Source organism: Bradyrhizobium sp. CCGUVB1N3 (assembly GCF_024199925.1).
Lineage (GTDB): Bacteria > Pseudomonadota > Alphaproteobacteria > Rhizobiales > Xanthobacteraceae > Bradyrhizobium.
In genome coordinates this window covers 8,863,245-8,888,770 of the sequence record NZ_JANADR010000001.1, presented here as the reverse complement: position 1 = coordinate 8,888,770, position 25,526 = coordinate 8,863,245, and the positions used below count along the sequence as shown (strand labels likewise).

Below are 25,526 nucleotides of genomic sequence, written 5' to 3'. Positions count from 1 at the left end.
GGCGCTACTTGAGCGTCGCAGCGCTGGTTCGCCAGGTGATGCCGGTGGTGTGGGCTCATGAGAGCCGCTGTCGGCCGGCTCGACATCAGGCAGACGCGTGGTCCGAGCCCATGGCTGCGGCCGATCTCAGCAGGCGCAGTTGGCGCGTATCTTTAAGTACGCTCTTCTCTGATGTACGGCTGCCCAAGTGAGGCAGGTCCGTCGGCGTCGGATCGCTCACGAAAGGCTTGCCAAATCATCACTGCGAACGTTGCGAGATACGGGGTCATCAACAGGTAATACTGAGGTAGCTTGACGCCTGCAGCGTTGAGCTGCGGAATGAGTGCCTCCACGGCACCGAACAGTATGGCGCCGGCCAGAGCTTGGATTGGCTTCCAGCGAGCGAAAATGACGAGCGCGACGGCGATCCAACCTCGACCGCTGGTCATGCCAGCGACCCATATTTTGGCGCTGACCACGGAGAGATAGCCCCCCGCTAGACCAACCAAGAGTGCGCCCGCGACTACGGCCAAAAAGCGCACCCTGGATACGTTAATGCCCGCCGCATCGGCCGCATCCGGATTCTCTCCGACCGACTTCAGCTTGAGACCATAGGTCGTCGAATTCAAAAAGTAATGCACAGCAAAACAGATGGGCACCAAGAGGTAGATGAGCATATCGTGTCTAAAAAAGATCGGACCGACGACGGGCAAGTCGCTTAGAAACCCAAAATGCAGTTCAGCGATACCCGGGATCGCGCGATTGGACCAATCTGCTAGTGTGCCCACCAGGTTCGTCAGACCTTGGCAGAAGAATACCAGCGCCAGCCCCGCGATCACTTGGTTGACGCGCAGCCAGACCACCAGCACGGCAAAAAGAAGCGATACGATCCCTGCAGCGGCCATGGACGCCACGATGGCCAAGAAAGCGGAGCCATCGGTCGTAAGATATGCACCGACTCCTGCGAGTGCGCCGACCAGCATCAGTCCTTCGGCGCCCAGCGATAACACCCCCGCTCGCTCGGAGACGATAAGTCCGACCGATGCCAGCGCGTACGGCAAGGCAAGGGCCGGAATGCTGGCTAACCATGTGACCAAAAAGTCTTTCATGCAGTTCCCACGGCGTCAGCGTTGCAGGATCAGGCGATGGCGGACGAAGAAGTCGGCGCCCGCAACACTCATCACGATGATCGCCTGGATAAGCTGCACCATCGAGAACGGTATCTGATAGAAGATCTGAAGGCTCTGCCCTACCACGAACAGAACCGCTACCAAAATCGCTACAACGCTCGCAGACAACGGATTGTTCTGCGCAAGGAACGCGATGAGAACACCGGAAAAACCGTAACCTTCAAAGTATCCTTGCGTTAAGCGACCTTCAATTCCGGACGGAATGACGAATCCGGCAAGGCCGGCAATCGCGCCAGATGCTAAGACCACGATCGCGACGATGCGGCCGGTTGGCACACCCATTCGATGAGCCATCGAGGTGTTCGCATAGATGAAGCGGAGGTAGAAGCCGGCGCGACTGACTTGAAGAAGCCAGAACGTAGCCGCGACAACCACGACGGCAACGAGCATGCCGGCTTGCAGCCATTCTCCTATGACGGGAAGTCGCTCCGCCGCCGAAAACGGCCCCGAATGAGGAAATGAGTCGGCCGGATCCTTCCAGGCACCGAACAGCAAATCGTAAAGCGCATATTGCGCTATATAGTTGAGGAGAAGTGTGGCGATAATTTCGTTGATGCCCAGCAGATACTTCATTGCCATCGGCAAAGCGACCCAGATAATGCCGCCGAGCATGGCGGCAAGAGCCATCAATTCAATGCGGATGCTCTCTGCTCCGATCTGATGAAGCGAGATTGCCGTGGCGGCGATGCCTCCCATGATCATTTGACCCTCGAGACCGAGGTTCCAAAACCGAGCCCGGAAGGCGACTGAAGCCGCGATACCGACGAGAATGAGAGGGACGGATTGACTGAGGACAGCCCTAAGGCTCCCAGGGTCCGCCAGCGTCGAGCCGAATTCTGTGACGAGGCTCGATGGCGCTACTCCTGCCAACGCCAGGATAATCGCGGATACGACGAGTCCGAACACCACTGCTGCCAGGCTAACCAACGCCCGAGCCCAGACTGGCATATCCAGCCGCACTTCAAGGACAACGCGAAGCCGTCGCGGTCGCGAGGGCGGCGCATCGTTCAACGTCGTCATGATCACTCCGGTGCTCTGATTAGACATGGCCCACCATTGCACGACCGATCGCTTGACGATCGGCTGGGGCATCGAATTCGGCAACTATGCGTCCTGCCGTCATGACCCCGATCCGATCCGAAAGGCTGAGGATCTCGTCCAGATCTTCGCTGATCAGCACGACTGCGACACCCTCCTCCCGAGCGGCGAGCAGCCGACGGTGGATTGCTGCACAAGCTCGTACATCCAGCCCGCGGCTCGGGCTGTGGACGATGATAATCCCTGGCGTCCGGCTGAATTCCCTCGCCATGACCAACTTCTGAGCGTTGCCGCCGGAGAGTAAACCGACGCGCTGTGAGGTACTTCGCACCCCCTGCACGTCCGCATCTCGCAACGCCACGCTAGTCGCCTCGCGTGCGGCCGCGCGTTTGATGCGCCACCAAGGTCCGAACCGTCCGGTATGCACGTGCGCGATCGCGTAGTTGTCCACGATGGATACCGAAGACGCGATCGCTTGCCCCTGCCGATCGGCAGGCACGGTCGCAAAGCCAAAATCGACACGGCTACGCGGCCCCCCCGAAGAGAGGTCGACGCGGTCGCCGCCAGGCAACGCGACTTCGACATGGCCGGCGGACGGCGCACGTGATCCGCTTAGGATGTCCGAGAGTTCAGTTTGACCATTGCCACCCACCCCGGCGATACCGTAGATCTCCCCCGATCGTACGGTGAAAGTCACATGACGCAGGCGGGATTGATCAGAAGACTCATCATTCAAGCTGCGCACGATCAGACGCTCAACACCCGGCTTTCCTTCCCCACGTCGAGGCGCAACAATCTTAGTTCCGACCGCAAGTGTTGTGAGTTCGTCGCTTGGGGTTCCGCGGTTGAGGGTCGCGATCGTCCGCCCCCCGCGCATCACTGTCACGCGGTCGGCGAAGGTTTGCACATCGCGAAGTTTATGCGTGACGAGCACGATGGCGGTTCCGCGTTGCGCCAGATCACTGATGGTTCGAAGTAGCGTCGCTCCCTCTTCATCCGTGAGCACCGCAGTTGGTTCGTCGAGGATGAGAATCCGCGCGCCAGCGACTAGAGTTTTGATGATTTCGACCCGTTGCTGCTCTGCAACTGACAGCAGGCCGACCGGGCGGTGCAGATCAAGGACGAAACCGAGAGTCTCGGCGTGCTTCCTAATTTCCTCACCGATCGCGGCCAAGCCTTGCCGATAGCTTCCGCGCGGATTGGCGAGCAGGACGTTCTGCACGGCACTAAACCGCTTAACTAGCTTGAAATGCTGATGAATCATGCCGACACCGCGCGCCATGGCGTCGCGCGGACCGGAAAGATCACAGGCCTGGCCGTTTATTCGAAGCGAGCCGCCGTCGGGCGAGTAGAGCCCGGCGGCGACATTCATAAGTGACGATTTACCGGCGCCGTTCTCACCGAGAATTGCGTGGACCTCGCCCCAGCGCACTTCGAGGCTTGCACCGTCCAGGGCCCGGAAGCTACCGAAGTTCTTCCGGATTCCCGTCATCTCGAGCGCGAGAGCGTTGTCCACCACCGAATCCGCCTGCTGGGACTATATCAATTCTGGGTCACGACGCCCTTCACGTACCAGTCCATCTTCCAGAGATCGGCGCCGCCAAGAACCTTACCCGCCGGCACGCGCTCTTTACCATCACGATCAAGCAGGGGTCCCTGGAAGACTTGTTTGCCATCGACGATCTCTTTGCGAGCGGCCTCGATCTTGGCGACCACTTCCTTAGGAACTGCCGAATTGCAGCAGGCGATCTCGGTGCCGCCGCCGGCGATACCCGGAAAATCACCGTATGGATCCGGCGTCCACGTGCCGGATTGGATCTTCTTCAGCTCGGGGATAAAGAAACGATCCCATACCCAAACGGATGAGCAAAGCGTCGCTTTGGGCGCAAACTCGCGAAGGTCGCGATTGTGTCCCGTACCATAGACGCCGCGTTCTTGTGCCACGATCTGTGTTGTTGCGGTATCGATGTTCTGGCCGAGCACATCGGCCCCCTGATCGATCAGCGCCTTCGCGGCGGTTCGCTCCTTCACGGGATCGTTCCAGCTACCAGTAAAGACGGCATAGACGACGGCTTTGGGATTCACGGCCTGAGCGCCGAGCGCGTACGCATTGATCGTCCAGTTGACAAGGCCAAGTGGATGCGCGGCTACGAAGCCAATCTTGCCGGACTTCGACATGGCGCCTGCCGCCATACCGCAGAGATACTGGCTTTCGTAGGTCTTGCCATAGACGCCACCGAGATTGGCAGCGTGCTGCGTACCGGAAATGTCGATGAACGCGACGTCGGGATGTTTCTGCGCGAGCGCCTTAAACGCGTCGGAATAGCCGAACGAACTTCCGAGAATGACGTTGTAGCCCCGCTTGATATAGAGTTCTGCCGCGGGTTCGATCTTGGCCGCCTCGTCCGGCACGTTTTCGACGAATGGGATCTTCAAGTTGAGATCCTTCTCGATCTTCTGTCGCGCTTCGTCGATCGCTTGCTGCCAGCCGCCGTCATTCTTGGCGTTGAGGTAGATCCAGGCTGGCTTGATCTCGCCCTTGAGCTTAAACTCGACAGCTACGGCCTGACCGAAGGTGGCCGCAGCAATTGCAGACAAGAAAAGGAATGGCTTCGTCATTGCGCGCATATGTTTCCCCTCCGCGATCGAAATCGATGCGTGACATTTTTAATGTCGCTCAAGTCTGTTCTATGTTATTCAATTGCGCAAGCATATTTTGCGCGCAGGCCATGGCTAACCGGCGTGCATAGAGCAATCGGAGGTGAGCCATGAAGACCTATGTGTATGGCGACCAACGCGAATTGCCGCCCGGCTTTGAGGAATTCACATCGCTCAAGCAGACTGTCGCAGTCTGCATCGACCTACATCAGGGACATTTGGCCGACGACCCCGACTGCCCTTGTCCGGCGCCCCGCGCCCGAGAGATCGTTTCCAAGGTAGATGTCTTTCATCGTGCCGCGCGCGCGCTCGGTGTGCCAGTGATCCATGTGCGCAGCGAACTCCGGAAGAACGGCTCTGACGACATCCATGGGGTGAAAGCTGCATGGCGTATGGTGTTCCCGCTACATGTCGGTCCGATCGCCAACTCTGACGCTCACGCTATCGAGGGGAGCCGGTGGACTCAGTTTGCTACAGAGGTCAAGGAAGACGATCTAATCGTGAACACAAAGAAGCGCCTCTCCGCCTTCTATCCATCCGACCTGGACTTTCTCCTGCGGAATCTCGGTACGCGTCGCATCGTGTTCACCGGCTGCATGGCCGACTGCTGCGTGCTGAACAGCGCCTTCGACGCCAGCAATCTCGGCTATCGAGTGACGGTCCTCGCCGATCTCGTTCGCGGTACCGATCCGGCTATGGAAGCGGCCGCGCTCAAAATGGTTTCCCTTCATCTCGGTCTCGTCGCCGACAGCAATGAACTTTTGCATTGCTGGCGCGATCAGCGCATTTAGCGCTTCCCCACAAATTCTGCTTTTGACATGCGGAAATGAAGGACCCGCCGTCGACTTTTCGGCGGGCCCGAGCCTGGGAGGAACCATACTCGACTACGAGGTTAGCGCTGACTTTCCCGGGACATGCGGACATATTGTGCCGCCCGAGCGGGCAGCATCGAACGGCCGGACGCAATCGCCATCTCGTAGGACACGACCGCACCTCGCCACAGGTCGAGCAGGGCCGACCTATTGGGCCCAGGATAGGCGATAAAACTGATCGAGCCATTTACACGACTGCGGAGAGTTGGAGCTTAGATGAATCAAAATGCGGCGGCCGTGACGATCGGAAGCTGCGCGCAAGTGGCCCAACTCACATGTTGGCCTCTACAAAAGGCGGCGGTTACCTGCCGCCGCTCATGCGATCGCACGGGCATTTGTTGCACCAGATGTGCGCGAAGGGCTTCATAGGTACTGGCTCAGTACGCACCCCCTTCCCTCATCCCAGATACGCATAAGTGATTTTGGTTCTCGGCTCGGACCACTATCCGAAGTTGCTCCCTGCCTCTCGAACGCAATGAACAACTTTTTTTGCTCACGCTCGTTTCACCCAATTCGTTGCAATTTCGTTGCGAAATTCCAGGATGAGAACGGGGCTCACCAGGCATTGAGATTTGTGGATGCGGATGCGTGGCGGTGACCCGGGCTGAGTCGAAGGCGGCTAGGCTTGCGAGGGCAGTTGCTCTGGGGACGTACGTCCCATCGTCCGATGATCTGTCGGGGGTTCAAGTCAGTGGAGCGCTACCGCCTTTCCCCACACCAACCAAATCTACGTACCTCATCCAATCCTTCGCATAGGGCAGTTCGTGAGCCCGCGGGGCGAGTGCAGATTTTCCCTCATAGAGAGGAATATTGAAAGCCCCCCGGCTGCAGGTCAGGATGGCTCCAGCGAGAAGAACACGTGTTCGGAGCTTTCGAGATCAGCCACTATCGACCGAAAGAACGCCCGAACAGTGTCCGCATCGTCCATCCCAAGAATGGCGAGGAAGCTTGGTGGCCGCTTTTCGACGAGACTGGCGAGACCTTGTTTCCCGAGCTGATGGCAGAACTCGACGACATCAGGCAGACCATCGTCACCGGGCTCGTCTTTCGGCGCGACCATAAGCACCGGAGGTCGCCTACCCCGCTGCCATGGATCACGGCCAGGCAGGATCTTCGCTACCTCCGGGAAGTCGTGAAAAAGATCGTTCGCGCAGCCGGCCTGCGGGAAGAACTCTCATTTACCTCGTTCCGGCACGGCGGCTTCACCGAGGGGGCCGACAGCGATCTAACGGACGCTGAGCTCAGAGCCGCAGGCCGCCACCGATCATCGCGGCAGCTACCAACCTATGCGAAACGCACGCGGAAACAGCTAATTTCGGGCACGAAGAGGCGGCGAGAGGAAAGAACAAAAGCAGCCGGTTTGTCGGAATAGCCGTCGGCCGTCTGTCGGAATGACTTCCGCGAGGAACCCCTAAGCTACTGAAAAGCTTGGTGGGCGCACCAGGGCTCGAACCTGGGACCCGCTGATTAAGAGACAGCCCCGGGTTGAGAACAATCAATGACTTAGTGGTCGCACCACTGGGCTTATCCGGCCGCAAATGGGCATTCGTCGCACGATCATCCCGTTAGGCGAGCCTTGTCCGGCGAGGGATGTAGAGCTGGGTGATCTGCCGATCGGCGGGAACGATAATCAGGTAGCCCACCGTCATCTCCATGGCCGGCGCGTCGCCCCAGCTGTCACTGCGGAACTTGCGGTCGAGCGTCGCCGAATAGACGCTGCCGTCGCTTTCACGCAGGTCCTGCAGGATTCCATCCAGCTCCCTGGCAAAGCCGAGGCGGCTGGGACGGTATTCTGCCAGCCGATGTTTGCCGCCGGGGTTTTCGCACAGGATCTCTCGGTGTGCACGTCAACCTTTCCCGTGGCCTGCTGCAAGGAGTCCTACGCCAAGCATGGACCGTTCGGCACCCTGTCCGGGTCCGCCCGGCGTGCGCGGGGCTCCGACATGAGGGCCTGCGTCGACAGGCTGGCGCGGCAGAAGGCGCGCTAGCAGAGGGCGACCAGATCGGCGAGCTTGGCCGCGACGTCAGCCATTCATAGGGCTGACTGCCCGGAGAGCTTCATACGTCGTCTAATGCACAACGGGAACGAGACGCGCACCGGCGAGGAGGCCGCTCGACCGCTCGCCGTGCGTGGCCGAATCTTGGTGCTGTGCATCTAGCCATGAGGAGATGATACCGGGGACCATTGCTAATCTCCACACCGGAGTTGTACGGGAGGATGAAAAAGATTGTCCGTGATATCTTTGGTTGTGGCTCCTCGTGAGTCGCGAAACCTGCAGGTGCTCCAATGGCAAAAAATGAACGTACCGGTAAAGGCGTGGGGTCGATTGCTTCGAAAGGACTTCGCAACCCCGGCTCGCTGACCAACAAGCAGATCAAGACGGTTTCGGCATCAGCTCTGACTCAGCGGCCCGACCATAAGAGGCCGTCGAAACCGACGCGCCGGAAGTAAGTCGCTAGACTAGCGACAAGTAAACAGGAGCGACGATGGCGGACGATCTCAAGAAGCGGGGTAATCCCGACCGCAGCAGGATCAACCTGAACGAGGAATGGGAAAGAGAATACTGGAAGAAACAGCTCAACGTGTCCGGCCAACAGTTGGCAGGCGCGGTTCGAGCGGTGGGGCCGTCGGTGGCCAAGGTCAAGAAGTACTTGAGCGAGAAATAGCCTAAACGCACTGCGGCGGCCATCGACGCATTCGGAACGCACTACCCGCCCGCGCTGCCAAGCACAGGCCGCGCGGGGTGCGAAGTCTCCTCGCGGCGTTACTCCCGCACGGGAGTATTGGCGTCCGTACTCTTCACAAGCTCAATGGCAGCAAGGCAATCAACTTTGTTGTGATAGCCCTCGCCGGAATTGGCGATTTTGCGTTCGTTCCCCGCGTGCAACGTCCAACGCCACTGTTTACCCGCGTCCTGGTACAGATAGAAGTACATGGCCTCGACCTCCCGAGTTGTTTCCGCGCACATCTGCGACAAATAGGGGGAAACCGCAAAAAAAAAGCAGCGCGGACGTGACTCGGCGCCAGTCAGAGATGCGCGAGAGAGTGCCCGACGCTGTCCCTACCACGTCCGCGCTGCCAGCGAAGTTTGCGGCGATGACTCGGCGCTCGCGTGAAGCGCTGTCCCTACCACGCGCCGCAAACTTTGGTGGCCAGCCTTACCCCTTTGGACTAGCAAAGCTGACCGCCTTGGCCCTCCGAGAGGCTCAATTCCCAAGGGGGCTACTAAATTCCCAAGGGGGCTACTAAGTAGTATCGCGGAGGAGTACCGCAAGGCATCAACCAATCCTGGTAGGTGCAGGGGAGGCCATTCGCCGATACAACTTGAGGGGCATGCCCGTGGACTTGCACCCCGCGCGGCCTGTGTCTGGCAGCGCGGGCGCGGGAAGAGCGTCGGCTACGGGATCTGTCGACGCCGAGTCGCGTTCGCGCTGTCTCCTTCGGGCCGATCAATGGCCCCACGCACGTCAATCACGTGCCGTCACATTGACCTGCCACTGCGTATTTCCTCCAGATGGAGTTAGAGTCCGGCCCACAGAAGGACGGACAGATGAAGCGAGCAAGGTTTTCGGAAGAGCAAATTATCGCGATATTGAAGGAGCATGAGGCTGGGGCGAAGACGGCTGACCTGGCTCGCAAGCACGGGATCTCCGAGGCGACAATCTACAATTGGAAGGCCAAATTCGGCGGCATGGACGCTTCCGAGGCGAAGCGGCTGAAGGCGCTGGAGGAGGAGAATGCGAAGCTAAAAAAGCTCCTGGCCGAGCAGATGCTCGATGTGGCCGCCCTTCGCGAGCTTCTTTCAAAAAATGTATGGTCCGCCCCGTCCGTGCAAGGGTTCGTAACAGCAAAAATGACGCTTCCAGTTGCATAAATGTATCCGGCCTCTCGCGAGTGGACTGCTGTTGCAGCCAGGCCATGATGAGATCCGCGCACGCCGTTCCCAATAAATGGTTCGGGCACGAAGCCCGCTTTTTTGCACAGGGCTTCCGGCATGTTGATCCACTGTTTCGTCATCACTGTTCCCGAGCCTTGCAATCGAAGCCAGAAGCGTCAGGTGAAAGCAGGATCTCTGCGTTCGTAGAGAGCTCCGGGCTTGTTCAAGACCACCCAGACAATGCGGGCCATCTTGGCGGCTAGAGCGACAACGGCCTTGTTCGGATGCATCCGAGCCTGGAGCCCGTCGAGCCAGCTTCCCAAGCGATCGCGCGTCCGGTCCAGATGCCGGAAGCAGGATCGCGCGCCATGCACTAGAAGCTTTCTCACATAACGATTGCCGCGTTTGCTGACGCCAAGCAACGTCTGTTTTCCGCCGGTCGAGTGTTGTCTGGGCACTAACCCCAGCCAGGCAGCAAGGTCGCGGGCCTTGCGAAACTGCAGCCCATCACCGATCGCGGCAAGTACGGCGGTCGCACCCAATGCGCCGATACCAGGGATTGTCATCAGCCGGCGTGTGACGTCCTCTCGATCGGCGACCGCTTCGATCTCCTGTGTCACTTCGCGGATCCGTTCTTCGAGGCGGCGGAGATCGGCGAAGAGATCGCCGACCAGGCGACGCATCACTGGTGACAAATCGTTTCCTTCGTCATTCAAAGCGCGCGGCAACTCGAGTTTGAATATTCGGGCACCCTGACGCAAAGGTACACCGTACTCGAGGCAGAAAGCCCGCATCTGATTGATCAGGCGTGTCCTCGAGCCGACCATCTGGTCACGGATTCGATGCAGCGCTTGAAGATCGACCTGGCCCTCCTCCTTAACGGCGACGAAGCGCATTGTCGGTCGCGTCGCGGCCTCAACGATCGCCTCGGCGTCGATGATATCGTTCTTGTTTGACTTCACGTAGGGCTTCACGAATTGCGCAGGGATCAGGCGCACCTTGTGACCAAATGCCTGTATCTTCCGGGCGAAAACACTGTGAACCGGAGCAGGATTCCATGCCGACTATGCTTGGTTGTGCGCGAGAAAAGAACTGAAGAAGGGTGTCCCGTCGAAAGCGAACTTTCTGAACAGGTGTGCCGTCGCAGCTCAGGCCAACGACGTGGAACAGGTTCTTGCCAATGTCGATTCCATAGACAGCCGCAGGCCGCGGCAAATTGCGATGGGTCATAGTACGCTCCTCTCTATTGATCTGACCTCTCCCATGATGAGGGAGGAGGACGGGGCGGACCATCCCATTAATGGTAGGGCCCGCCGCCAAGCGCGCTGCGGTCGCGCATCTGCAGGCCGTCATGAGCCTGTCGGAACGGCGGGCCTGCTCGATCGTCGGCGCCGACCGGAAGATGATCCGCTATTGCTCGAGCCGCCCTCCAGAGGCAGAACTGCGAGGCCGGCTGCCCACACCTCGCTCTGCTCGATCGCAGCGGCAAGGCAGGTGCAAAGCGTCTGCATTGCCTTCATGCTCCCGCCTTCCTCGAGCCCTGGAGGCATCTGCCACTCCTCAAGCGTTGTGATGTATTTCAGCAAGGCCACCACGCCGGCAACGGTCGACGGCCGGAAGGTGAAAATGAGGTCCATCTGATCGAACAGCGCGGCAGACGTCCGGGACGTCTCGTCCTCGGCTTCCGGACAGTCGGCATCATCGGGCTCCAAGTCGCCCCACTTATCCACCGCCGCGGTGTATTCGATGGAAAGCGCCTTGTATCGCTCGATCGCGGCGAAGACTGGATCGGGCACCGCAGCGGCGGCCGGCAGTGCAACGGGCAGCACGGCCAAGGCGCCGAGCATGTTGCGGCGGGATAGTCGAGGCCGCTTGCAGGTTTATTGCGTTCGCCTGACCGGCGAAAATGTTGCTTGATGCCACTCCGGCCGGGCCATTCGCAGCAATGCCCGTTGTGCTGGTTGGACTTCCGGCGAGATTAAAAAAGTTGCCAAACACCTGAGAGGCGTATGAAGAACCAAGAGCAACACCGATGCAACCGTTCGACCAGCAGGTGATCGTGTTCCCCGTACTTGACCGCAGCACGCATGATCTTCGATGCACGGTCGAGGTCGTCCGGGTCGGTAGTGATAGGCGGCATCGGAGCGGCAGGACGCGCCGAACTGCGCGTAGACAAGTCGATGATATTGCTTGCAGACGAGTTTAAGGGTGGCGTGCTAACACGCGGATCAGCCTCGATCATGGGAAATGCATCCTCTTTGACTGGGGTTAGAGCCGGGTGGAAGGTGAGAGCTTCCACTCGGCTTGTCTTTGTGTTATACAAAAAGCATGAAGAAAGCAAGAACTGTTAAACAAAAAGTCATGGGCCGGCCACGAACCGGCATTACGCCGCTGATGGGCTTTCGTGCCGACACTGCGACGCGCGCCGCAATCGTCAGGTGGGCAGAAAACCAGCCGGACAAACCGACGCTATCCGAAGCCATCCGCCGCTTGGTCGAACTCGGGCTGAAGGCGAAGAAATAGATGCCGGCTCGCGCGAGCCATCTGCCGACCAGCCCTGAGCGAGACGTGCTGCAGAAACTGCGGTCCGGCCGCGAACTGACGCTGAGAGCTCTTGGACCGACCGGCCGCCGCACCATCCTAAATATGGTGGCGAAGGGCTGGATTGAACGTGGGAGTACCGGCGGGAGCTACCGGATTACACCCGGTGGGAACGCTGCTTTGCGCATCAAAATCCCCTAAGGCCGTGAGGGGCCAGCAGGTCCAGTCCAGCATCGTGTCCCGAAGCGAGACAATCGCGAGCGAGGTGAGGATCTGCACCACGAGGCGCTTGCGCTCGCCCTCCGGTTGCCCTTCATTTCTCGCTATGACAGGGGAGAACTTCGCACTCGTACTGGTCGCCGCGATCGCGGCGTCGATTGAGCACCTCTGCGTACTGCTCGAGAGCCAACCTCCCTTCCGCGCTGATTGCGTCGGCTGCATCAAATTCGGGGCCTTCGACTAGTCTCGCGGATAAAGATACCGCGGGCATCGTATTGCGCGGACAGCTCGCGGTGTTGCTCAATCACATCAAAAATCGAGTCTAATTCAGTCGCCATGGCGCATTTGCCCCAGGCCACAGGAGATCGGCACCAACCCATCCTGGTAGGTGCTTGCGGCACTTCTCCGCGATACTCCTTGCTCGCTCCCTTGAGAGTTTCAGCCTCTCGGGAGTGAAGGTGGTCAGTCTCGCTACTCCAAGGCGGAGGCTGGCCACTAAAGGTTTGCGGCCTGTGGTGACAGCGCTTTCCCATACGCGAGCGCCGGGAGTCCGAGAGTCACGGGGCAGCAAACTTCTGGGCAGCGCGGGCGCGGTAGGGACAGCGTTCGACTACGCCGCGGGCGCCGAGTCGCGTTCGCGCTGCCCTCCAGTCTGTGTGCGCGGGCATCGATAAGCGACCTCCGATTCTAGAGAAGCCCCAACCGATCCGCGCTTACACCTTTTGCGAGTCTCACCACACGAGACTCGTTTTAGTTGTGACTCGCTGTGATTGTGATACAAGCAGCTTCGCCTAAAACTTGCGCTCTAGGGAGCGTGCTCGTTTCCCGGAGCCGTTGAGGGAGGCTGGCTTGTCAATTGCGGTTATCTATTTGGCGAGGCGCGCCGAGGGCCAAGAACCAGTACGGCGGTTTGTCGAATCGTATCAGCGGTATCCCGCAGGGGCGGATCATGATCTGATTGTAGTTTTCAAGGGCTTTCCGCGCTGGTCACTCAGCCCCAAGATAATGTTTCGCGGGATCAAGCACCGCGCGTTCTCGATGCCTGACCGAAGCTTTGACATCGGCGCCTATCGCCTCGCAGCGGAACGAATTCCTCATCGGATGATCTGCTGCTTCAATACGTTCACCGAAATCGAATCCGACAATTGGCTGGCGAAACTCAACGTAGCCATGACCGACCCCAGCATCGGCATTGCTGGCGGAACGGCCTCATACGAAAGCTTCCGCCAAAGTCTCAAGGCGATATCGAAAACAGTCTGGTTTGCGATCCACGGCGCGCCGGTCGATGAAGAAGTGACGGAGCTCTGGGGGCATGAGATCAAGAAGCATCAGCCGAATATTGCCTCTCCGATCTATGGCGCCGACGCCGAAACGATCGAGGCGGAATTCGAACGCGCCTGGAGCCGTAACAATCCACCCGAGGTCTTGGCGATGCCAGGCTATCCGAATCCGAACATCCGATCGAACGGGTTCATGATGGCGCGGCAGGACTTCCTCGACTTCACGCCCGAAGTCATCGCGACCAAAGAACAGACATACGGAATCGAGAGCGGATCGGACAGCCTGACCGCCAGGATCGTTTCGCGCGGGCAGCGCGCCGTTGTCATCGGCGCGAATGGCCAGATCTACGATCAGCCGGACTGGCCGAGCAGCGATACGTTCCGGAAGAACGGCCAACGCAACAAGCTGTTCTCCGACAATCAAACCCGCGAGTATGACAAGATGAACCAGGCTCGAAAGCGCTTGATGGAGCAATGGAGCTGGGGAGACGAATTCGTTGAGATCAAGCATATCTCGCGCTTGCCCAATTGGTGGGAGCCGCTGCCGTTCTCGCCGCAATGGTTCACCTAGGGCCAGCACACCTTCTGCCATTGCGCGGCCTGGTCCTTCCATTCACGAGCGGTGGCACGAACGGTCTTGAGGCCGAGAATGGCGGAAGTCTGGTTATCGCTCATGGGGAAATCGTCCGCATCGGGGGCGCGGGGTCGTCGGACAGGTCGATGACGTAACCGGCATTCACCTCGATGTTGACGTTGACGCTCGGCTGGTTGGTCGGTTGGATGCCTGCCAGGCCGAGCACAAACGAGCTCGCCCGGTCGCGGACCATTTCGTTGGGGCTTTCCAGCAGGTCGACCTTGACAGCGCCGGCCCGCGTCGCCGCAACGGAAAGATGGCGCTGCACCTTCGCATGCAAGTAGCTGGAAATATGCGGCCGGCTGAGCTCGCGGCTGAGATGCTCGCGGCTCAAGCCGACCGATGCTGCGGCGGCCGTGATGTTCTTGACATCACCTGTGTATACCGAAAACCTAAATCCTGAGGTAGCGGTGATGAAGTCCGCCCAGGATGGCAAGTGACCTGACCACACCGGTTCGCTGCACTGGGCGAGAAACGGGCGCGTCCTTATCCAAGGCCAAGTGCGTTCGTGTCGTGTTATAGTAGCAAGCGTAAGATTTCAGAATCCGGCGCAGATGTGCCTCGCCCAGGACAATGATGTGGTCCACACATTCGCGCCGGATCGATCCGATCAGCCGCTCGACAAAGCCATTCTGCCAGGGTGAGGCTGGTGCAATGGGCTTGTCGCGAATACCCATGGCGCGCAGTCGGCGTGTCACCACCGCACCGTAGATGCAATCCCGGTCCCGGATCATGTAGCGCGGAGCCTCATTCCAGGGGAATGCCTCCGTTATTTGACGCGCGACCCATTCGGCGGTTGGATGTGCCGTGACGTTGATCCAAACAAGATGTCTGCGGTCTAGCCGAACGACGACGAAAGCATAGAGCAGGCCGAAGCTAATGGTCGGGACAACAAACAAGTCCATGGCGGAAACATCTGGCACATGATTGTGCAAGAAGGTTCGCCATCCCTGGCTGGGTGGCACCCGGCGTTTGACCATGTACTTGGCGACGCTCGACTGCGCGACCTCAAACCCGAGTTTGAGCAGTTCGCCGTGGATGCGTGGCGCGCCCCAAAGCGGATTTTCGACGCTCATGCGCCGGATCAAGACGCGCAGCTCCGTCTCGACTGGCGGTCGCCCTCCCCGTGGGCGCGACTTCCAACGCCAGTAGCATCGAAATCCGGCTCTGTGCCAACGCACAAGCGTCTCAGGCCGGATGATCGTGAGGACCTTCAGGATTGCTGGAAACCAGCGATACAGCTGGACAAAGAACCAGCGATCAAGGTTCGTGAGCCGAAGGCGACTACGCCGCCTGCGTCTCAAGACAATCAACTGATGTCGCAGCACCGCGTTCTCGGCTTCAAGCCGCAACTTCGACCTGAATGGCGAGGCCAGGGCGGCCAGAGCGAAGCAGAACAGCCCGATCATCGCGCCAGCTTAGGCGATTCCAACGCGGTATCACACTCGGATGAGGTTTTCGGTACACACACGCGAACTCCAGTGGTCAAAATAGCAAAGCTTACCAAACGCTCGGTAGGAGCCCTTCGCCAGAAAGCGTTGCACCTGGGGATAGGACTGGGCCATCGACGATAGCTGCTGATGCAGCACCGCGCGGCACGCTAAGACCCTGCCGCGCGGTCTGGGTTGGCTCGCTCGGCGTTCTCGGACGATATAGGCATATTAAGGAGGCTTGCCGGGCACTATTTTTGTTTTCCGATCACTTGTCCCTCTGCACGACCACACTTGAGGATAGACTGTCAGCCGAGCACTGAAACGAAAGGCCGCTGTATTGCAAATCGATATCATCGCCGCTCTTCACCAACGCCCGCTTGAGGCAGCGAACCGCCCCCTCTCGAAACTCCTCGGCAGCTCCGCCCAGTGCAATCGCTGCGGCGCGTCCGAAGTAGTCAAAGAAGCTTGCGCTCGGGTACTTGTTTTCGACATCGGCAAAGAAGTTCACGCTCTTGGCGTTCAGGCAGCCAATTGATGAGTACTTCACCGCGGGGTGAAGAGCGAATACAGCGACAGAGCTGCGGCGAGCTATATTGACGCCCGGCACATGTGCGGCGAGTTCTCCCGCGACAGCGTCGCACTGATCCGCCTTCGCTTCGTATGTCGATGCGACGCAAAACCAAGCGGAGCTAACAATTGCGACTAAGGTTCTTCGCATCATTCAACCTTCCGCCTTAACGTATTCGCACCACTGAGCCCGGACTTCAAGCACTGTGGCGCGGCGCATCACTATCCATTCCTTCATTTCGCGCGCAATATGTCATCCGCCAACTGGAAGTCACTGGGTTTTCCCTTGGCAATGGTCCTTACTCCTGCCTTGTTCAGCTCCTGCCGCTTTTTCTTGATCCGGCCGTCCTTCTCGTCCTGGCCGAAATCGTAGATCAGGAGATAAACGTGAGGGTGGATCGATAGTGCGAGTTTCCCTTCTGCAACCTGCCTGACGAGGTCATCGACCTGCCTGCCCGAGCTTTGAGCGCTGAGCTCCATCAGATTCTTGCAGACGATAACGTAGCCATCAACCAGGCTTTGCTGGTTCTCGTCGGCCTGAATGAACTGCTCGTACTTCCTGATTTGAGCGATCACTGCCGTGGAACGCGCGAGAGGCGGAAGGTTCTTTCCTCCCTTGGGCAGCTTTTCCAGGCTCCACAATTCGGGATTGTCCGCGCATTTTGCTTCGCAGAATACCAGTTCCGCTCCGCCCGATTTTCCCGGCACTAAGACGGCGATATCCATCCGGGGCGCAGATAGATCGCCGTTCTCTCCGGCCTTCGTGAACGCAATTTCGAGATCAATAACCTTCGGCTCGTTCCTCGCTATCTTGTGCACGCCGCTTTTCTCGGGTCCGGCAAATCGCGCAGCAGTTTTGATCAGTTGCGGCAAGGTGAGCTTGGACTCATACTCGGTGTTCACGATGGCGGCTGGGTTGAGAGCGAACGCCTTTCCATCGAACGACACATACGGGTCCCTTTTTTCAAGATCCGGCTTCACCAGATACTTGTAGTGGATGGCAAGGCGGGGCTGGCTACCAGCGCTGCTGCTTTTCTCGAAAGCAATTTTGAAGACGCTCTGACCTTTGACATAAGCGTTCAAGTATCCATTTCGGACTGCGAGCAGCAGATCCTTGCTCTCCAGCACCTCCTTCCACCAATTGTCAGCCGGGCTATGCGCGAGCGCTTTCAAACCTGCGATCTGAGAGTCGGACAGACCGCGCTTGAGGAAGTTCAGTTCAGACTTCAATCCATTCACCATCGTTTGCCAATTCCACGTTGCTGAAAAGTTTCGGAAACCGAAGCCGTTCAAACGTATGTATCGGGATCAGGCGCTTCGCTGCCACCGCAGCGGCCAGGCGCTTCAGGTCGGATGGACCAGCGTGTCCAGAGGTATGTATCGTTTCGAACGGAATGCCGCGGCGTTCGCAATCGGCCCTCAAGGCTGCCCCCGCATGGCCTTCGGCCAGATAGCCGTCCCATTGCGACCAGAACACCCTTGCGCCCGCAAGCGCGTCGGCCTGATCGAGTTCGGAGATCATCCAGCCCCTAAACAGCATGACTGAGCGCGGGGCGCTCCCGGCGAGTTGCCCGGGCCAGATCCGAAAGCCGCGATAGCCATCGACCAGGGACGCGATCCCCTTAGCTTTCAATTGAACTCGCTGTCTTTGCGGGATGTAGACTGTGAGATTCGACCAGCCCGGCGCGGGCTGGGGAATGCTGTCGCGCCCTGTGGCCTTCAGCACCTCGGCGGCATAGGCATCGATGATGAGACTGCGGCCCGTTCGCTTCGCCGCGCGATAGATCGTGACCACCCGGTCGATGTTCTGGGCCGAGCAGGCGACTAGGGCGATGCCTTCGGTCTGCTCGAAGCGCGTGACGAACGTCTCCTCAAGGTCCTCCTCGGACGGAAACGTCTCGTCGTCAGACAAACGGCCGAGGCTCGATCCTTCCATCAACATGAGGTCGATGTTGCGAGGCGCGTCGCTGATCAGCGCGTCGAACAGCTTACGTTTCCGGCCGTGAGCGCGAAGATCACCGGAATAGAATACGCGTTTGCCGCCGGACGTGATTTCCATGGCGTAGGCATCAAAGCCCGAATGATCCACGAGGCGCGGCGTGATAGTGAAAGGGCCGATTTGAATTGGCTTGCGATGCTCAAGGTATTGACTTGCGTTCAAGGCGACGGCGTCAGGGACAAAATCGGCGGCGGCCCGAATAATGCTCTCGGTCGCGTTCCCCATGATTAGCGGAATCGCGGGGTTTACCTTCGGCACCAAACCCCAATGGTCCCGGTGACCATGAGACAGGACGATACCGAGGAGGCTGGTGCCGACGGTGGAAAGCCCATCGACGTTGGGCAGCGGCGTGGAAGCAAAATCGCTGGCGTTCAACGGAAGGCCGAGATCGAGCAGGATTCGGGCCCCCTCATTCTCCAGCTCGATACAGGTGCCACCAATCTCGCGCGTCCCCCGATGGATTCGCAATCTCACTACGCGACCTCGCCCCCGCTCATTCCAATCTCCCTATATTCAATTGAGGCCCCGAGAAATTTACACATTATGGAACATTTGCAAAAAATATTTGCGTGGCGAAGCTTCCCTGTTGATGTCAACTAGATTGATTTGCAATGGGAGGTCAATATGAACGAACGCCTGACCTTCGCGGTTGGAGACATCCACGGATGCTTCGAGGAACTCAGGTCTCTGCTCGACGCCTGCCGAAGCAGCGCGGGCGACATCGAACACAATTTCCTCTTCCTGGGCGACTATGTCGATAGAGGGCCCGCCTCCGACGAAGTGATTGCCTGCCTAATGCGAGAACAGGCCAGCGCCCCGTCGCGATTCCGCTGCCTCCTGGGCAATCACGACCATAATGCTTTGCCTCGCGGCGGATCGGAGCCGCTCCGATGCCGACCTCATTCAATGGTGGGCGAACGGCGGGGAGGAAACGCTGGATGCTTACGGCATCGACGACCCCTCCGATCTCCCGGCAGAGCACCTCGCGTGGATGAGAACGCTGCCTCTTCAAGTTCGCGACGAGCACAGGTTGTTCGTTCATGCCGGAGTAAGACCCGGCGTTCCCTTGGAGGCCCAATCCAAGGACGACATGTTGTGGATACGTGAACCGTTCCTGTCCTCAAGGCTCTGGCACGGCGCTCTCGTGGTGCACGGCCATACGCCAACGGCGACGCGTGCTCCCGACGTTCAAGCCACTCGCGTCAACATTGATACAGGAGCTTGCTTCGGGGGGCCTCTCACGGCAGCGGCTTTTAGTTCGGTTCAGTCAGGCCCGCTGTTCTTTGTCAACAGCGACGGCTTGAAGTTTGAGCCGAGATCCGAGCCCACAAGAATGCGAAGCCCCAAAAGCCAGGTGCGCTGAAAAGGTTCACTCGATACACTTCTCACCATATGGCTAAAGTCTTCGATCCGATCTGTTCCGGCAAATCTTGCTCGCGCGGCCACGCATTGTGAGTAGACTCGGTGTTGGATCAATAAGTGACGTTTATGCTAGGCAGGCAGACAACAAGCTGCTCACCAGATCGACAACGCCTACTCTATATTTGGTTATCCTCTTCAAGAACGCGCTATCTGGCTCGATTGTGCAGTTGGACGACAACGAACGACGAAGACTTATCCTACCTAGACGGCCAGGTCGAAGCGCTCGATCTCGCGTTGTGCATTACAAGTCAGGGCTCGCTGAAGTGCAGGTGCGGGCTTTTTGTCAAAGCGAATCCGGATCAAGGACGACTCGGGCCTGAGGCTTTAGCCATTCAAGCAAGCGAACGATATTTGTGCGTTCAAGTGCGACACAGCCCGCCGTACCATCTGTGCTCGATCTCCAGACGTGAATGAAGATTGCACTTCCTTTGCCTTTGACTATTGGATTCATGTTGTAGTTCACGACTAAACCGAACTCGTAGAGTCCATCCGCCCTTTTCATTTGCTCGTAACTTTTGGCGCTCGTGCCTCCATGCACCCAAGTGTTGTATTGGTCGGACGCCACGTCATCGACGAATTTATCTTCGGCCGTGGCTTGGCGGTAGGGGACGGTCGTTTTCATGTTGGGTCCGTAGCCGAACGCCGTTCCTACCGTGTAGATCCCCGCAGGGGTACGGAGGTCGCCCTCGTTTTTTTTCGCCCTCGGGAGCGAAGCCCTTTTTACCGATGACAGCAGGTGCGTGAAACTTCTCCGTCCACGTGCTTCCGATTTTTTCAAAGGCGCGGAGTTCCGCTTGGACGCCCTTTCGACCCTCGACGACAATCGCTTGTGACGTATCGGTGAGACGGTCTAAGACTCGCTGAGTGCCTGGGTTAACATCCGCGAACGCGACGCTACTCCAGATTAAAGCAAATGAAATACTGGCTAAGCATATGCCCTTACCGCAAGCCAACTTGAGTTTCTGGTCAATCATCGTCCGGGCTCCCCTGCAATGAGACACGAGACCGCCTAACGGCTCGCTTCTTCCTGAACTAACCATTCAGTCTATGAAATGACTTGAGAAAATATTGGGACGGCCAGCTAAAGCACGCTGAATTCTAGGACGCGCGTACCGACTCTGTGCAAGCTGTCTTCTATTTGGAGCGTCAGTTTGTATTTTCCAGCCGGAACCTCGGCGTTGTTGGCGACCAGTCCTGACGAATCAATTTTCGCATTTGCAGTTATTCGATCCGTCACATCAATGCCGAGCCAACCGTACTTGGCTCGAAAGCTTTCCGGAACGATAGTAGCGCCCTCATGGGGCTTAAAGCGAATATGGACGCTAACGGGAGACTTGATCGGCTTGGTGGCATCCGGCTGCTCCACTTCAATCGTTGGTGCGCCTGATTGAGCTTCAATTGGAGACGCCGCGAGTTGCGGCGTCATCTTTTCGCGCGCCAATTCTTCTGCAGTGATCAAGGTCCACGCGGCTGCGCGGCGCGTCTCAAAGCAAACAGCCGCGCACGTCGTAAGCAAACTCTAGGTGAGAAACGATATGCCCTCGGCAATGCAATCGGACCAGATGATGAATGGCATGCGCGTCTATGGCGATTAGATCAATTTGCCGAAGTTGATATAGATCCACAACGCCTTTTCTTTAAGCTACCTCGGAAGGACGGTACCTTCTACGTTTTTCCCGCATCACTAAAGAGGGTGTCGTTCAGCGATGGGCGGCCCTGGTGGTTCAGAAAGATAAGGGAGAGTCCAGCGCGCGGATTATCGTGTTTGACGATAAGGAGCGAATACTTTGGACCCGCAAATACGCGGCGGCGAAATCGATCTTTCGTCATGAACCGCGGTCTATCATGTATTGGCCTAAGTACGACTTGCTCCTGTTGGTCGGATCGTACTTCGAAAAAGGCCCGAACAAGCCTTGGGTCTACGCTGTGGATGCAAGCACAGGCGAAAATTCGTATACTTTTCCGATTGGCCTAGCTCCGGCTCAAGAGGCAAGCGAGGTTACGCGAATTCAAGAGCTTGAAGATGGTTTCCTCGTGACGGGATGGACTATCGGAAATGGAAAAAAGGATAGGAATCTCATTCTGCAGCGACTTCGTGCTCGCGCACGACAGACGGCATCCTTGCCGCAATAGGTTTCAATACGTCCCAAGGTGACGATAGATTCACGTAACCACCCCCTGCACGCTTCAGCGCAGGAAGAATATCAAGAGTTGTGCCTTCTGGGCGAGGACGTGTTTGGCGTTGCGGTGGGTCGAACACAAAGCAACCCGTGGCGACACGGTGGCGACACGGCCTGAAAACAAGAAAGCCGCCCCGAAGGGCGGCTCTCTAAAAACCTCACAAAATCAGAGGTTTATTTGGTTGCGGGGACGCGCAACACCCGATTGCTGCGATTGGTAGAACAGCAGATTCCCAGGCTAGCCGCCTGCACGTCCATTATCTTCACGTCCCCTAGTCGCTGAGTTGCCGGTTCGACTAGACGTCAACCTTGAAGCCCAGATCAATCTCCGATGCAGGGTAGCCACCTCTGAGTCCCCAATTCTCCGCTGGCACTTCAAGCAAGATGATCTTGATCTCTGTGGCTGGCACCCCGGAGCTATGCAGAATTTTGGGTGACGAGGTGATCAGGCGGCGTGGGTTGCCGGCATTTGGATGACCTCGATGCCGTCGTTGAATCTGACACCTGCGATGATCTTCGGCAACTGATTTGTGCCTTTGAGCCGCCGCCAGGTTTTTGATGCGGCGATAACCAGCTTGAACACCATCAGCCTGGCGGTCGTTGCCGACAGCGATCCTTTCGTCCGCACGGTTCTGTGCCGCACGGTCGCGAACACGCTTTCGATGGGGTTGGTCGTGCGCAAGTGATCCCAATGCTCGGCAGGGAAGTCGTAGAAGGCCAGCAGTGCGTCGCGGTCCTTGGCGAGGCATTCGACCGCCCGGCCGTACTTGGCGCGATATTTCTGGGCGAAGATGTCGATCGCCGCTTCGGCGGCCGCCCGGTTCGGCGCCCAATAGACCTCGCGCAGGTCCTTCTTCATGTTGGCCTGCACCGAGAGCGGGACCTTGTCCAGGACGTTGACGGTCTTGTGCACCCAGCAGCGCTGGTGCCGCGTGCCGGGACAGATCTCGTCAAGCGCCTTCCAGAAGCCGAGCGCGCCGTCACCAACGGCAATTTCAGGGGCGATTTGCAACCCGCGCTGCTTCACGTCGATCAGGAGCTCACGCCAGCTCTGCGCGCTCTCGCGGACGCCGACCTGAAAGCCGATCAGCTCCTTCTTGCCTTCCGGCGTCGCGCCGATCAGCACCAGCATGCATTCGCCGTGGTCTTCCATGCGCGCCTGCAGGAAGACGCCATCGGCCCACACATACACGTAGCGTCGCGCCGACAGATCGCGCTTCTGCCAGCGCTCGTACTCGCCCTGCCACTCGGCCGTCAGCCGAGAAACCACCGCAGGCGACAGGTTTGGCGCGTCCTTGCCCAGCAGGGCCGTCAGTGCCTCCCGGAAATCGCCGGTCGAGATGCCGCGCAGATACAGCACCGGCAACAGCGCATCCAGGCTCCGGGTGCGCCGCGCCCACAGCGGCAGGATCGCCGAGCTGAACCGGATCCGCTCGCCATCGCTGGCCGCTCCACGGTCGCGAATCTTTGCCCGCGCCACTTCGACCGGGCCGATGCCGGTCGCAATCGTCCGCGCCGGGCCGTAACCATGTCGCACGACACGGGCGCGCCCGTCGGCCAGCTTCAAATCCTTCACCGTGGCAAGAAACGTCTCGACTTCGACCTCCACGGCCTGCGCCAGAAGTTGCCGAGCACCAGCTCGCAGAATATTGGTCAGTGGATCGTCGATATCGTCGGGCTGACGAAGGGCAACAATATTGCTAGTCTCGTTCATGGCGTATCGCTCTCCTTGAGAGGTTCTGGCAGGCTCGACACCCGCCTCGATACGCCGCCTATCTCAGTCCGTCATCACCCAGTTTCCCGCATAGCTCGGCACCCCGAGCGCGGATAGGTTTGTGACTAAAGCCTTGTAGAGTGCACGCTTTGCTTCAAGCGATCGGCCGGAGAACATCACGACTTCGACACGCGTGTAGTGGTCCGATCGGCCGGTGGGAATGATCCGGACGTTGGCATCGTAGATGTCGAGGACTACATCGCGATCGTAGTCAGGTATCTTCAGCGCGGAGAGCAGCGCCGATTGGACCGTTTCGATAACCTTTTGCTCGCTGCCACGAGCCCACCTGCCCGTTGTGATCCGTGTGCTCGGCATCTTTGGATCTCCTCAAGAGACTTGCCATCATGGGGGCGAGAACGGCTTTCGTGCCATCGTCATCGTTGCCCTTTCCACGAAGCTGGCTCGCATTCGCTCCGTTTGACCACATTGCGATGACCGGGCCGGAACGGACCGAAAGCTGAGCGAGCGAAGGCTAGGCGACAGAAACCACGTTTATTGGATGGCGAGCCAGGATATCGCGCAGAGTCTGGAGCGCATCAGAAAGTGCGGCAATATCTCTTGGCGCGCCAAGGCAGATGCGGGTTGCGCGGGGATCCTCCTCGCCAACCGCGGACGCGATGCGTGGGGTCACAAGTATGCCGCGACCTCGGGCGGCGGCGGCAAATTGATCTGCGGACCACCCTTGCGGCAATGGCAACCATCCGTAGAAGGCCGGGGACTGAAGCTTTGCGGCCTTGGGAAAGACGTCCAGGAACACCCGGTAACGCTCGAGCGCCTGCAGGCGCCGCTCACGCAGAAGTTCTTCCAGTTTGCCGCTCTCGATCAGCCGCACCACCACCTCGCTTAGTATCGGAGCCACGAACCAGGCGGAAGCGTGCAGGAGGAGCTCGGCTTGAGCAATGTAGTCTGTCGGTACCGACAGCGTGCCGAGTCGGAAGGCTGGCGCAAGGCATTTGGAGTAGGACGTGACGTAGAAGGTGCGGCTTGGCGCCAACGAGGCGATTGGCGCCGGACGCTCGGAGAAGAAGAAGCTGTAAACGTCATCCTCAACGACGGCGAGATCGAGCTCCTCGGCCAGTTCAGCGATGCGCCGCCGGCGGGGGAGGCTCATGGTACGGGCCGTTGGGCTCTGCAAGGTCGGCATGCAATAGAGCACCCGCGCCCCGGACGCGTGACACGCCTGTCTTAGCGCTTCCGGATTTATTCCCTCGCCGTCCATCTCCACGGGCACCAAGTTTAGATGGCTGGCAGCGGCGATGGCTTTGAAGCCGGAATAGGTGAAGGTATCGACTAAGATGCTGTCGCCGGGCTTTGCCACCAGGCGCAGGGCGATGTCTAAGGCGTGCTGGGCGCCGTTGCAAAGAAACAGCCTTGCCGGTTCGACGGTGAAGCTGTTGTCGGACAGCGAAGCAGCGATGATTTCGCGGTGCTTCCAGATGCCGCCATGGGGGTGGTAGCGCATCAACGGCGCAAGATCAGGCTCGCGCACCACCTCACTGAACATCGCGGACAGGATTTGCGTTTCGCCTGCCTCGACGGGTACGTTCAACGCCAAATTGACCGGTTCATGTCTTGCCGTCGGCTCGACTCGGGTGGCGGAGCGGCGCCGGACGAAGGTGCCCTGCCCGACATGGCCGCTGACAATGCCGCGCTGTTCGGCCTCCTGATAGGCTTTGCTCACGGTCCCGACGGACAGACTAAGCTCCCGTGCCAGGTCGCGGTGCGGCGGCAGGCGATCACCGTCCGACAGCCGGCCATCGGCAATGTCCTGCTCCAGAGCATTGACCAGGGCGAGGTAGCGCGGCCCCTCAGAGGCGAGTTGCCGAGGTCGCCAGCTCGAAATTGGTCCATCCAGGCTCATG

23 protein-coding genes and 3 pseudogenes are annotated in these 25,526 nt (G+C 58.8%); 8 read left to right on the top strand and 18 right to left on the bottom strand.

Going from position 1 to position 25,526, the window contains the following annotated elements; translation table 11 throughout:
- Positions 1–152 precede the first annotated feature (152 nt).
- The 4 genes from NLM33_RS41980 to NLM33_RS41965 are packed head-to-tail and all read right to left on the bottom strand — an operon-like array spanning position 153 to position 4,835.
- Entirely contained in the window at positions 153–1,088 is a 936-nt protein-coding gene (locus tag NLM33_RS41980; protein ID WP_254104265.1) for an ABC transporter permease, read from the bottom strand.
- A gap of 15 nt (positions 1,089–1,103) precedes the next feature.
- Entirely contained in the window at positions 1,104–2,189 is a 1,086-nt protein-coding gene (locus NLM33_RS41975) for an ABC transporter permease (protein WP_254104264.1), read from the bottom strand.
- Positions 2,190–2,208: 19 nt separating this feature from the next.
- The gene (locus NLM33_RS41970) at positions 2,209–3,723 is read right to left on the bottom strand and encodes an ABC transporter ATP-binding protein (protein ID WP_254104263.1); all 1,515 of its coding nucleotides are present in this window, start codon (positions 3,721–3,723) and stop codon (positions 2,209–2,211) included.
- A gap of 26 nt (positions 3,724–3,749) precedes the next feature.
- Positions 3,750–4,835 (bottom strand): BMP family ABC transporter substrate-binding protein, encoded by a 1,086-nt coding sequence (locus NLM33_RS41965; protein WP_254104262.1) that lies wholly within the window; start codon positions 4,833–4,835, stop codon positions 3,750–3,752.
- Positions 4,836–4,975: 140 nt separating this feature from the next.
- Between NLM33_RS41965 and NLM33_RS41960 the strand changes: the two genes are divergently transcribed.
- The 3 genes from NLM33_RS41960 (at position 4,976) to NLM33_RS41950 (ending at position 8,404) form a co-directional block, all read left to right on the top strand.
- Entirely contained in the window at positions 4,976–5,656 is a 681-nt protein-coding gene (locus NLM33_RS41960) for an isochorismatase family cysteine hydrolase (protein ID WP_254104261.1), read from the top strand.
- A gap of 940 nt (positions 5,657–6,596) precedes the next feature.
- Complete coding sequence (locus NLM33_RS41955) at positions 6,597–7,109, top strand: hypothetical protein (RefSeq protein ID WP_254104260.1); 513 nt, start codon at positions 6,597–6,599, stop codon at positions 7,107–7,109.
- A gap of 1,115 nt (positions 7,110–8,224) precedes the next feature.
- Positions 8,225–8,404 (top strand): DUF3606 domain-containing protein, encoded by a 180-nt coding sequence (locus tag NLM33_RS41950; RefSeq protein WP_254104259.1) that lies wholly within the window; start codon positions 8,225–8,227, stop codon positions 8,402–8,404.
- A gap of 98 nt (positions 8,405–8,502) precedes the next feature.
- On the opposite strand, the gene NLM33_RS41945 is transcribed toward NLM33_RS41950, so the two are convergent.
- Positions 8,503–8,673, bottom strand: a complete 171-nt coding sequence (locus NLM33_RS41945) for a DUF1508 domain-containing protein (protein ID WP_254103153.1) — start codon at positions 8,671–8,673, stop codon at positions 8,503–8,505.
- A gap of 615 nt (positions 8,674–9,288) precedes the next feature.
- Between NLM33_RS41945 and NLM33_RS41940 the strand changes: the two are divergent.
- A pseudogene (locus tag NLM33_RS41940) lies at positions 9,289–9,552 on the top strand (transposase); the annotation flags it as partial.
- Between the two features lie 239 nt (positions 9,553–9,791).
- On the opposite strand, the pseudogene NLM33_RS41935 reads toward NLM33_RS41940, so the two are convergent.
- Positions 9,792–10,845 (bottom strand): annotated as a pseudogene (locus NLM33_RS41935) (IS110 family transposase).
- Between the two features lie 70 nt (positions 10,846–10,915).
- Between NLM33_RS41935 and NLM33_RS41930 the strand changes: the two are divergent.
- Positions 10,916–11,071: pseudogene (locus tag NLM33_RS41930) on the top strand (IS3 family transposase); the annotation flags it as partial.
- Positions 11,072–11,593: 522 nt separating this feature from the next.
- Here NLM33_RS41930 and NLM33_RS41925 read toward each other — a convergent pair.
- A complete protein-coding gene (locus NLM33_RS41925) occupies positions 11,594–11,857 on the bottom strand; it encodes a hypothetical protein (protein ID WP_254104258.1) in 264 nt (87 codons plus the stop codon).
- An 86-nt stretch (positions 11,858–11,943) separates the two neighbouring features.
- Between NLM33_RS41925 and NLM33_RS41920 the strand changes: the two genes are divergently transcribed.
- On the top strand, positions 11,944–12,138 hold the full coding sequence (locus NLM33_RS41920; protein WP_254104257.1) for a hypothetical protein: 195 nt from the start codon (positions 11,944–11,946) through the stop codon (positions 12,136–12,138).
- A 1,275-nt stretch (positions 12,139–13,413) separates the two neighbouring features.
- Positions 13,414–14,226, top strand: a complete 813-nt coding sequence (locus NLM33_RS41915) for a hypothetical protein (protein ID WP_254104256.1) — start codon at positions 13,414–13,416, stop codon at positions 14,224–14,226.
- Between the two features lie 100 nt (positions 14,227–14,326).
- Here NLM33_RS41915 and NLM33_RS41910 read toward each other — a convergent pair whose 3' ends face one another.
- From NLM33_RS41910 to NLM33_RS41885, 6 genes are all read right to left on the bottom strand, one after another.
- Positions 14,327–14,623, bottom strand: a complete 297-nt coding sequence (locus NLM33_RS41910) for a hypothetical protein (RefSeq protein WP_254104255.1) — start codon at positions 14,621–14,623, stop codon at positions 14,327–14,329.
- A gap of 58 nt (positions 14,624–14,681) precedes the next feature.
- Positions 14,682–15,698: an integrase core domain-containing protein gene (locus NLM33_RS41905; RefSeq protein WP_254104254.1), complete on the bottom strand. Its 1,017-nt coding sequence runs from the start codon at positions 15,696–15,698 to the stop codon at positions 14,682–14,684.
- 289 nt (positions 15,699–15,987) lie between these two features.
- The gene (locus NLM33_RS41900; protein WP_254104253.1) at positions 15,988–16,443 is read right to left on the bottom strand and encodes a hypothetical protein; all 456 of its coding nucleotides are present in this window, start codon (positions 16,441–16,443) and stop codon (positions 15,988–15,990) included.
- A gap of 80 nt (positions 16,444–16,523) precedes the next feature.
- The gene (locus NLM33_RS41895) at positions 16,524–17,519 is read right to left on the bottom strand and encodes a hypothetical protein (RefSeq protein WP_254104252.1); all 996 of its coding nucleotides are present in this window, start codon (positions 17,517–17,519) and stop codon (positions 16,524–16,526) included.
- Entirely contained in the window at positions 17,509–18,762 is a 1,254-nt protein-coding gene (locus tag NLM33_RS41890; protein WP_254104251.1) for an MBL fold metallo-hydrolase, read from the bottom strand. The genes NLM33_RS41895 and NLM33_RS41890 overlap by 11 nt, the downstream gene beginning before the upstream one ends.
- A 60-nt stretch (positions 18,763–18,822) precedes the next feature.
- Positions 18,823–19,017: a hypothetical protein gene (locus NLM33_RS41885; RefSeq protein ID WP_254106234.1), complete on the bottom strand. Its 195-nt coding sequence runs from the start codon at positions 19,015–19,017 to the stop codon at positions 18,823–18,825.
- On the opposite strand from NLM33_RS41885, the gene NLM33_RS41880 reads away from it, so the two are divergent.
- Entirely contained in the window at positions 18,925–19,395 is a 471-nt protein-coding gene (locus NLM33_RS41880) for a metallophosphoesterase (protein ID WP_254106138.1), read from the top strand. The genes NLM33_RS41885 and NLM33_RS41880 overlap by 93 nt on opposite strands.
- Before the next feature lie 598 nt (positions 19,396–19,993).
- Here NLM33_RS41880 and NLM33_RS41875 read toward each other — a convergent pair.
- The 5 genes from NLM33_RS41875 to NLM33_RS41855 form a co-directional block, all read right to left on the bottom strand.
- Positions 19,994–20,488, bottom strand: coding sequence for a L,D-transpeptidase (locus tag NLM33_RS41875; RefSeq protein WP_254104250.1), 495 nt, complete (start codon positions 20,486–20,488; stop codon positions 19,994–19,996).
- A gap of 303 nt (positions 20,489–20,791) precedes the next feature.
- Positions 20,792–21,169 carry a hypothetical protein gene (locus tag NLM33_RS41870; protein ID WP_254104249.1) on the bottom strand — a complete coding sequence of 126 codons (378 nt, stop codon included), beginning with the start codon at positions 21,167–21,169 and terminating at the stop codon, positions 20,792–20,794.
- A gap of 1,166 nt (positions 21,170–22,335) precedes the next feature.
- The gene (locus NLM33_RS41865) at positions 22,336–23,604 is read right to left on the bottom strand and encodes an IS256 family transposase (RefSeq protein ID WP_254094380.1); all 1,269 of its coding nucleotides are present in this window, start codon (positions 23,602–23,604) and stop codon (positions 22,336–22,338) included.
- Between the two features lie 63 nt (positions 23,605–23,667).
- Entirely contained in the window at positions 23,668–23,979 is a 312-nt protein-coding gene (locus NLM33_RS41860) for a tautomerase family protein (protein WP_254104248.1), read from the bottom strand.
- Positions 23,980–24,136: 157 nt separating this feature from the next.
- The gene (locus NLM33_RS41855) at positions 24,137–25,525 is read right to left on the bottom strand and encodes a PLP-dependent aminotransferase family protein (RefSeq protein ID WP_254104247.1); all 1,389 of its coding nucleotides are present in this window, start codon (positions 25,523–25,525) and stop codon (positions 24,137–24,139) included.
- Position 25,526: the final 1 nt, after the last annotated feature.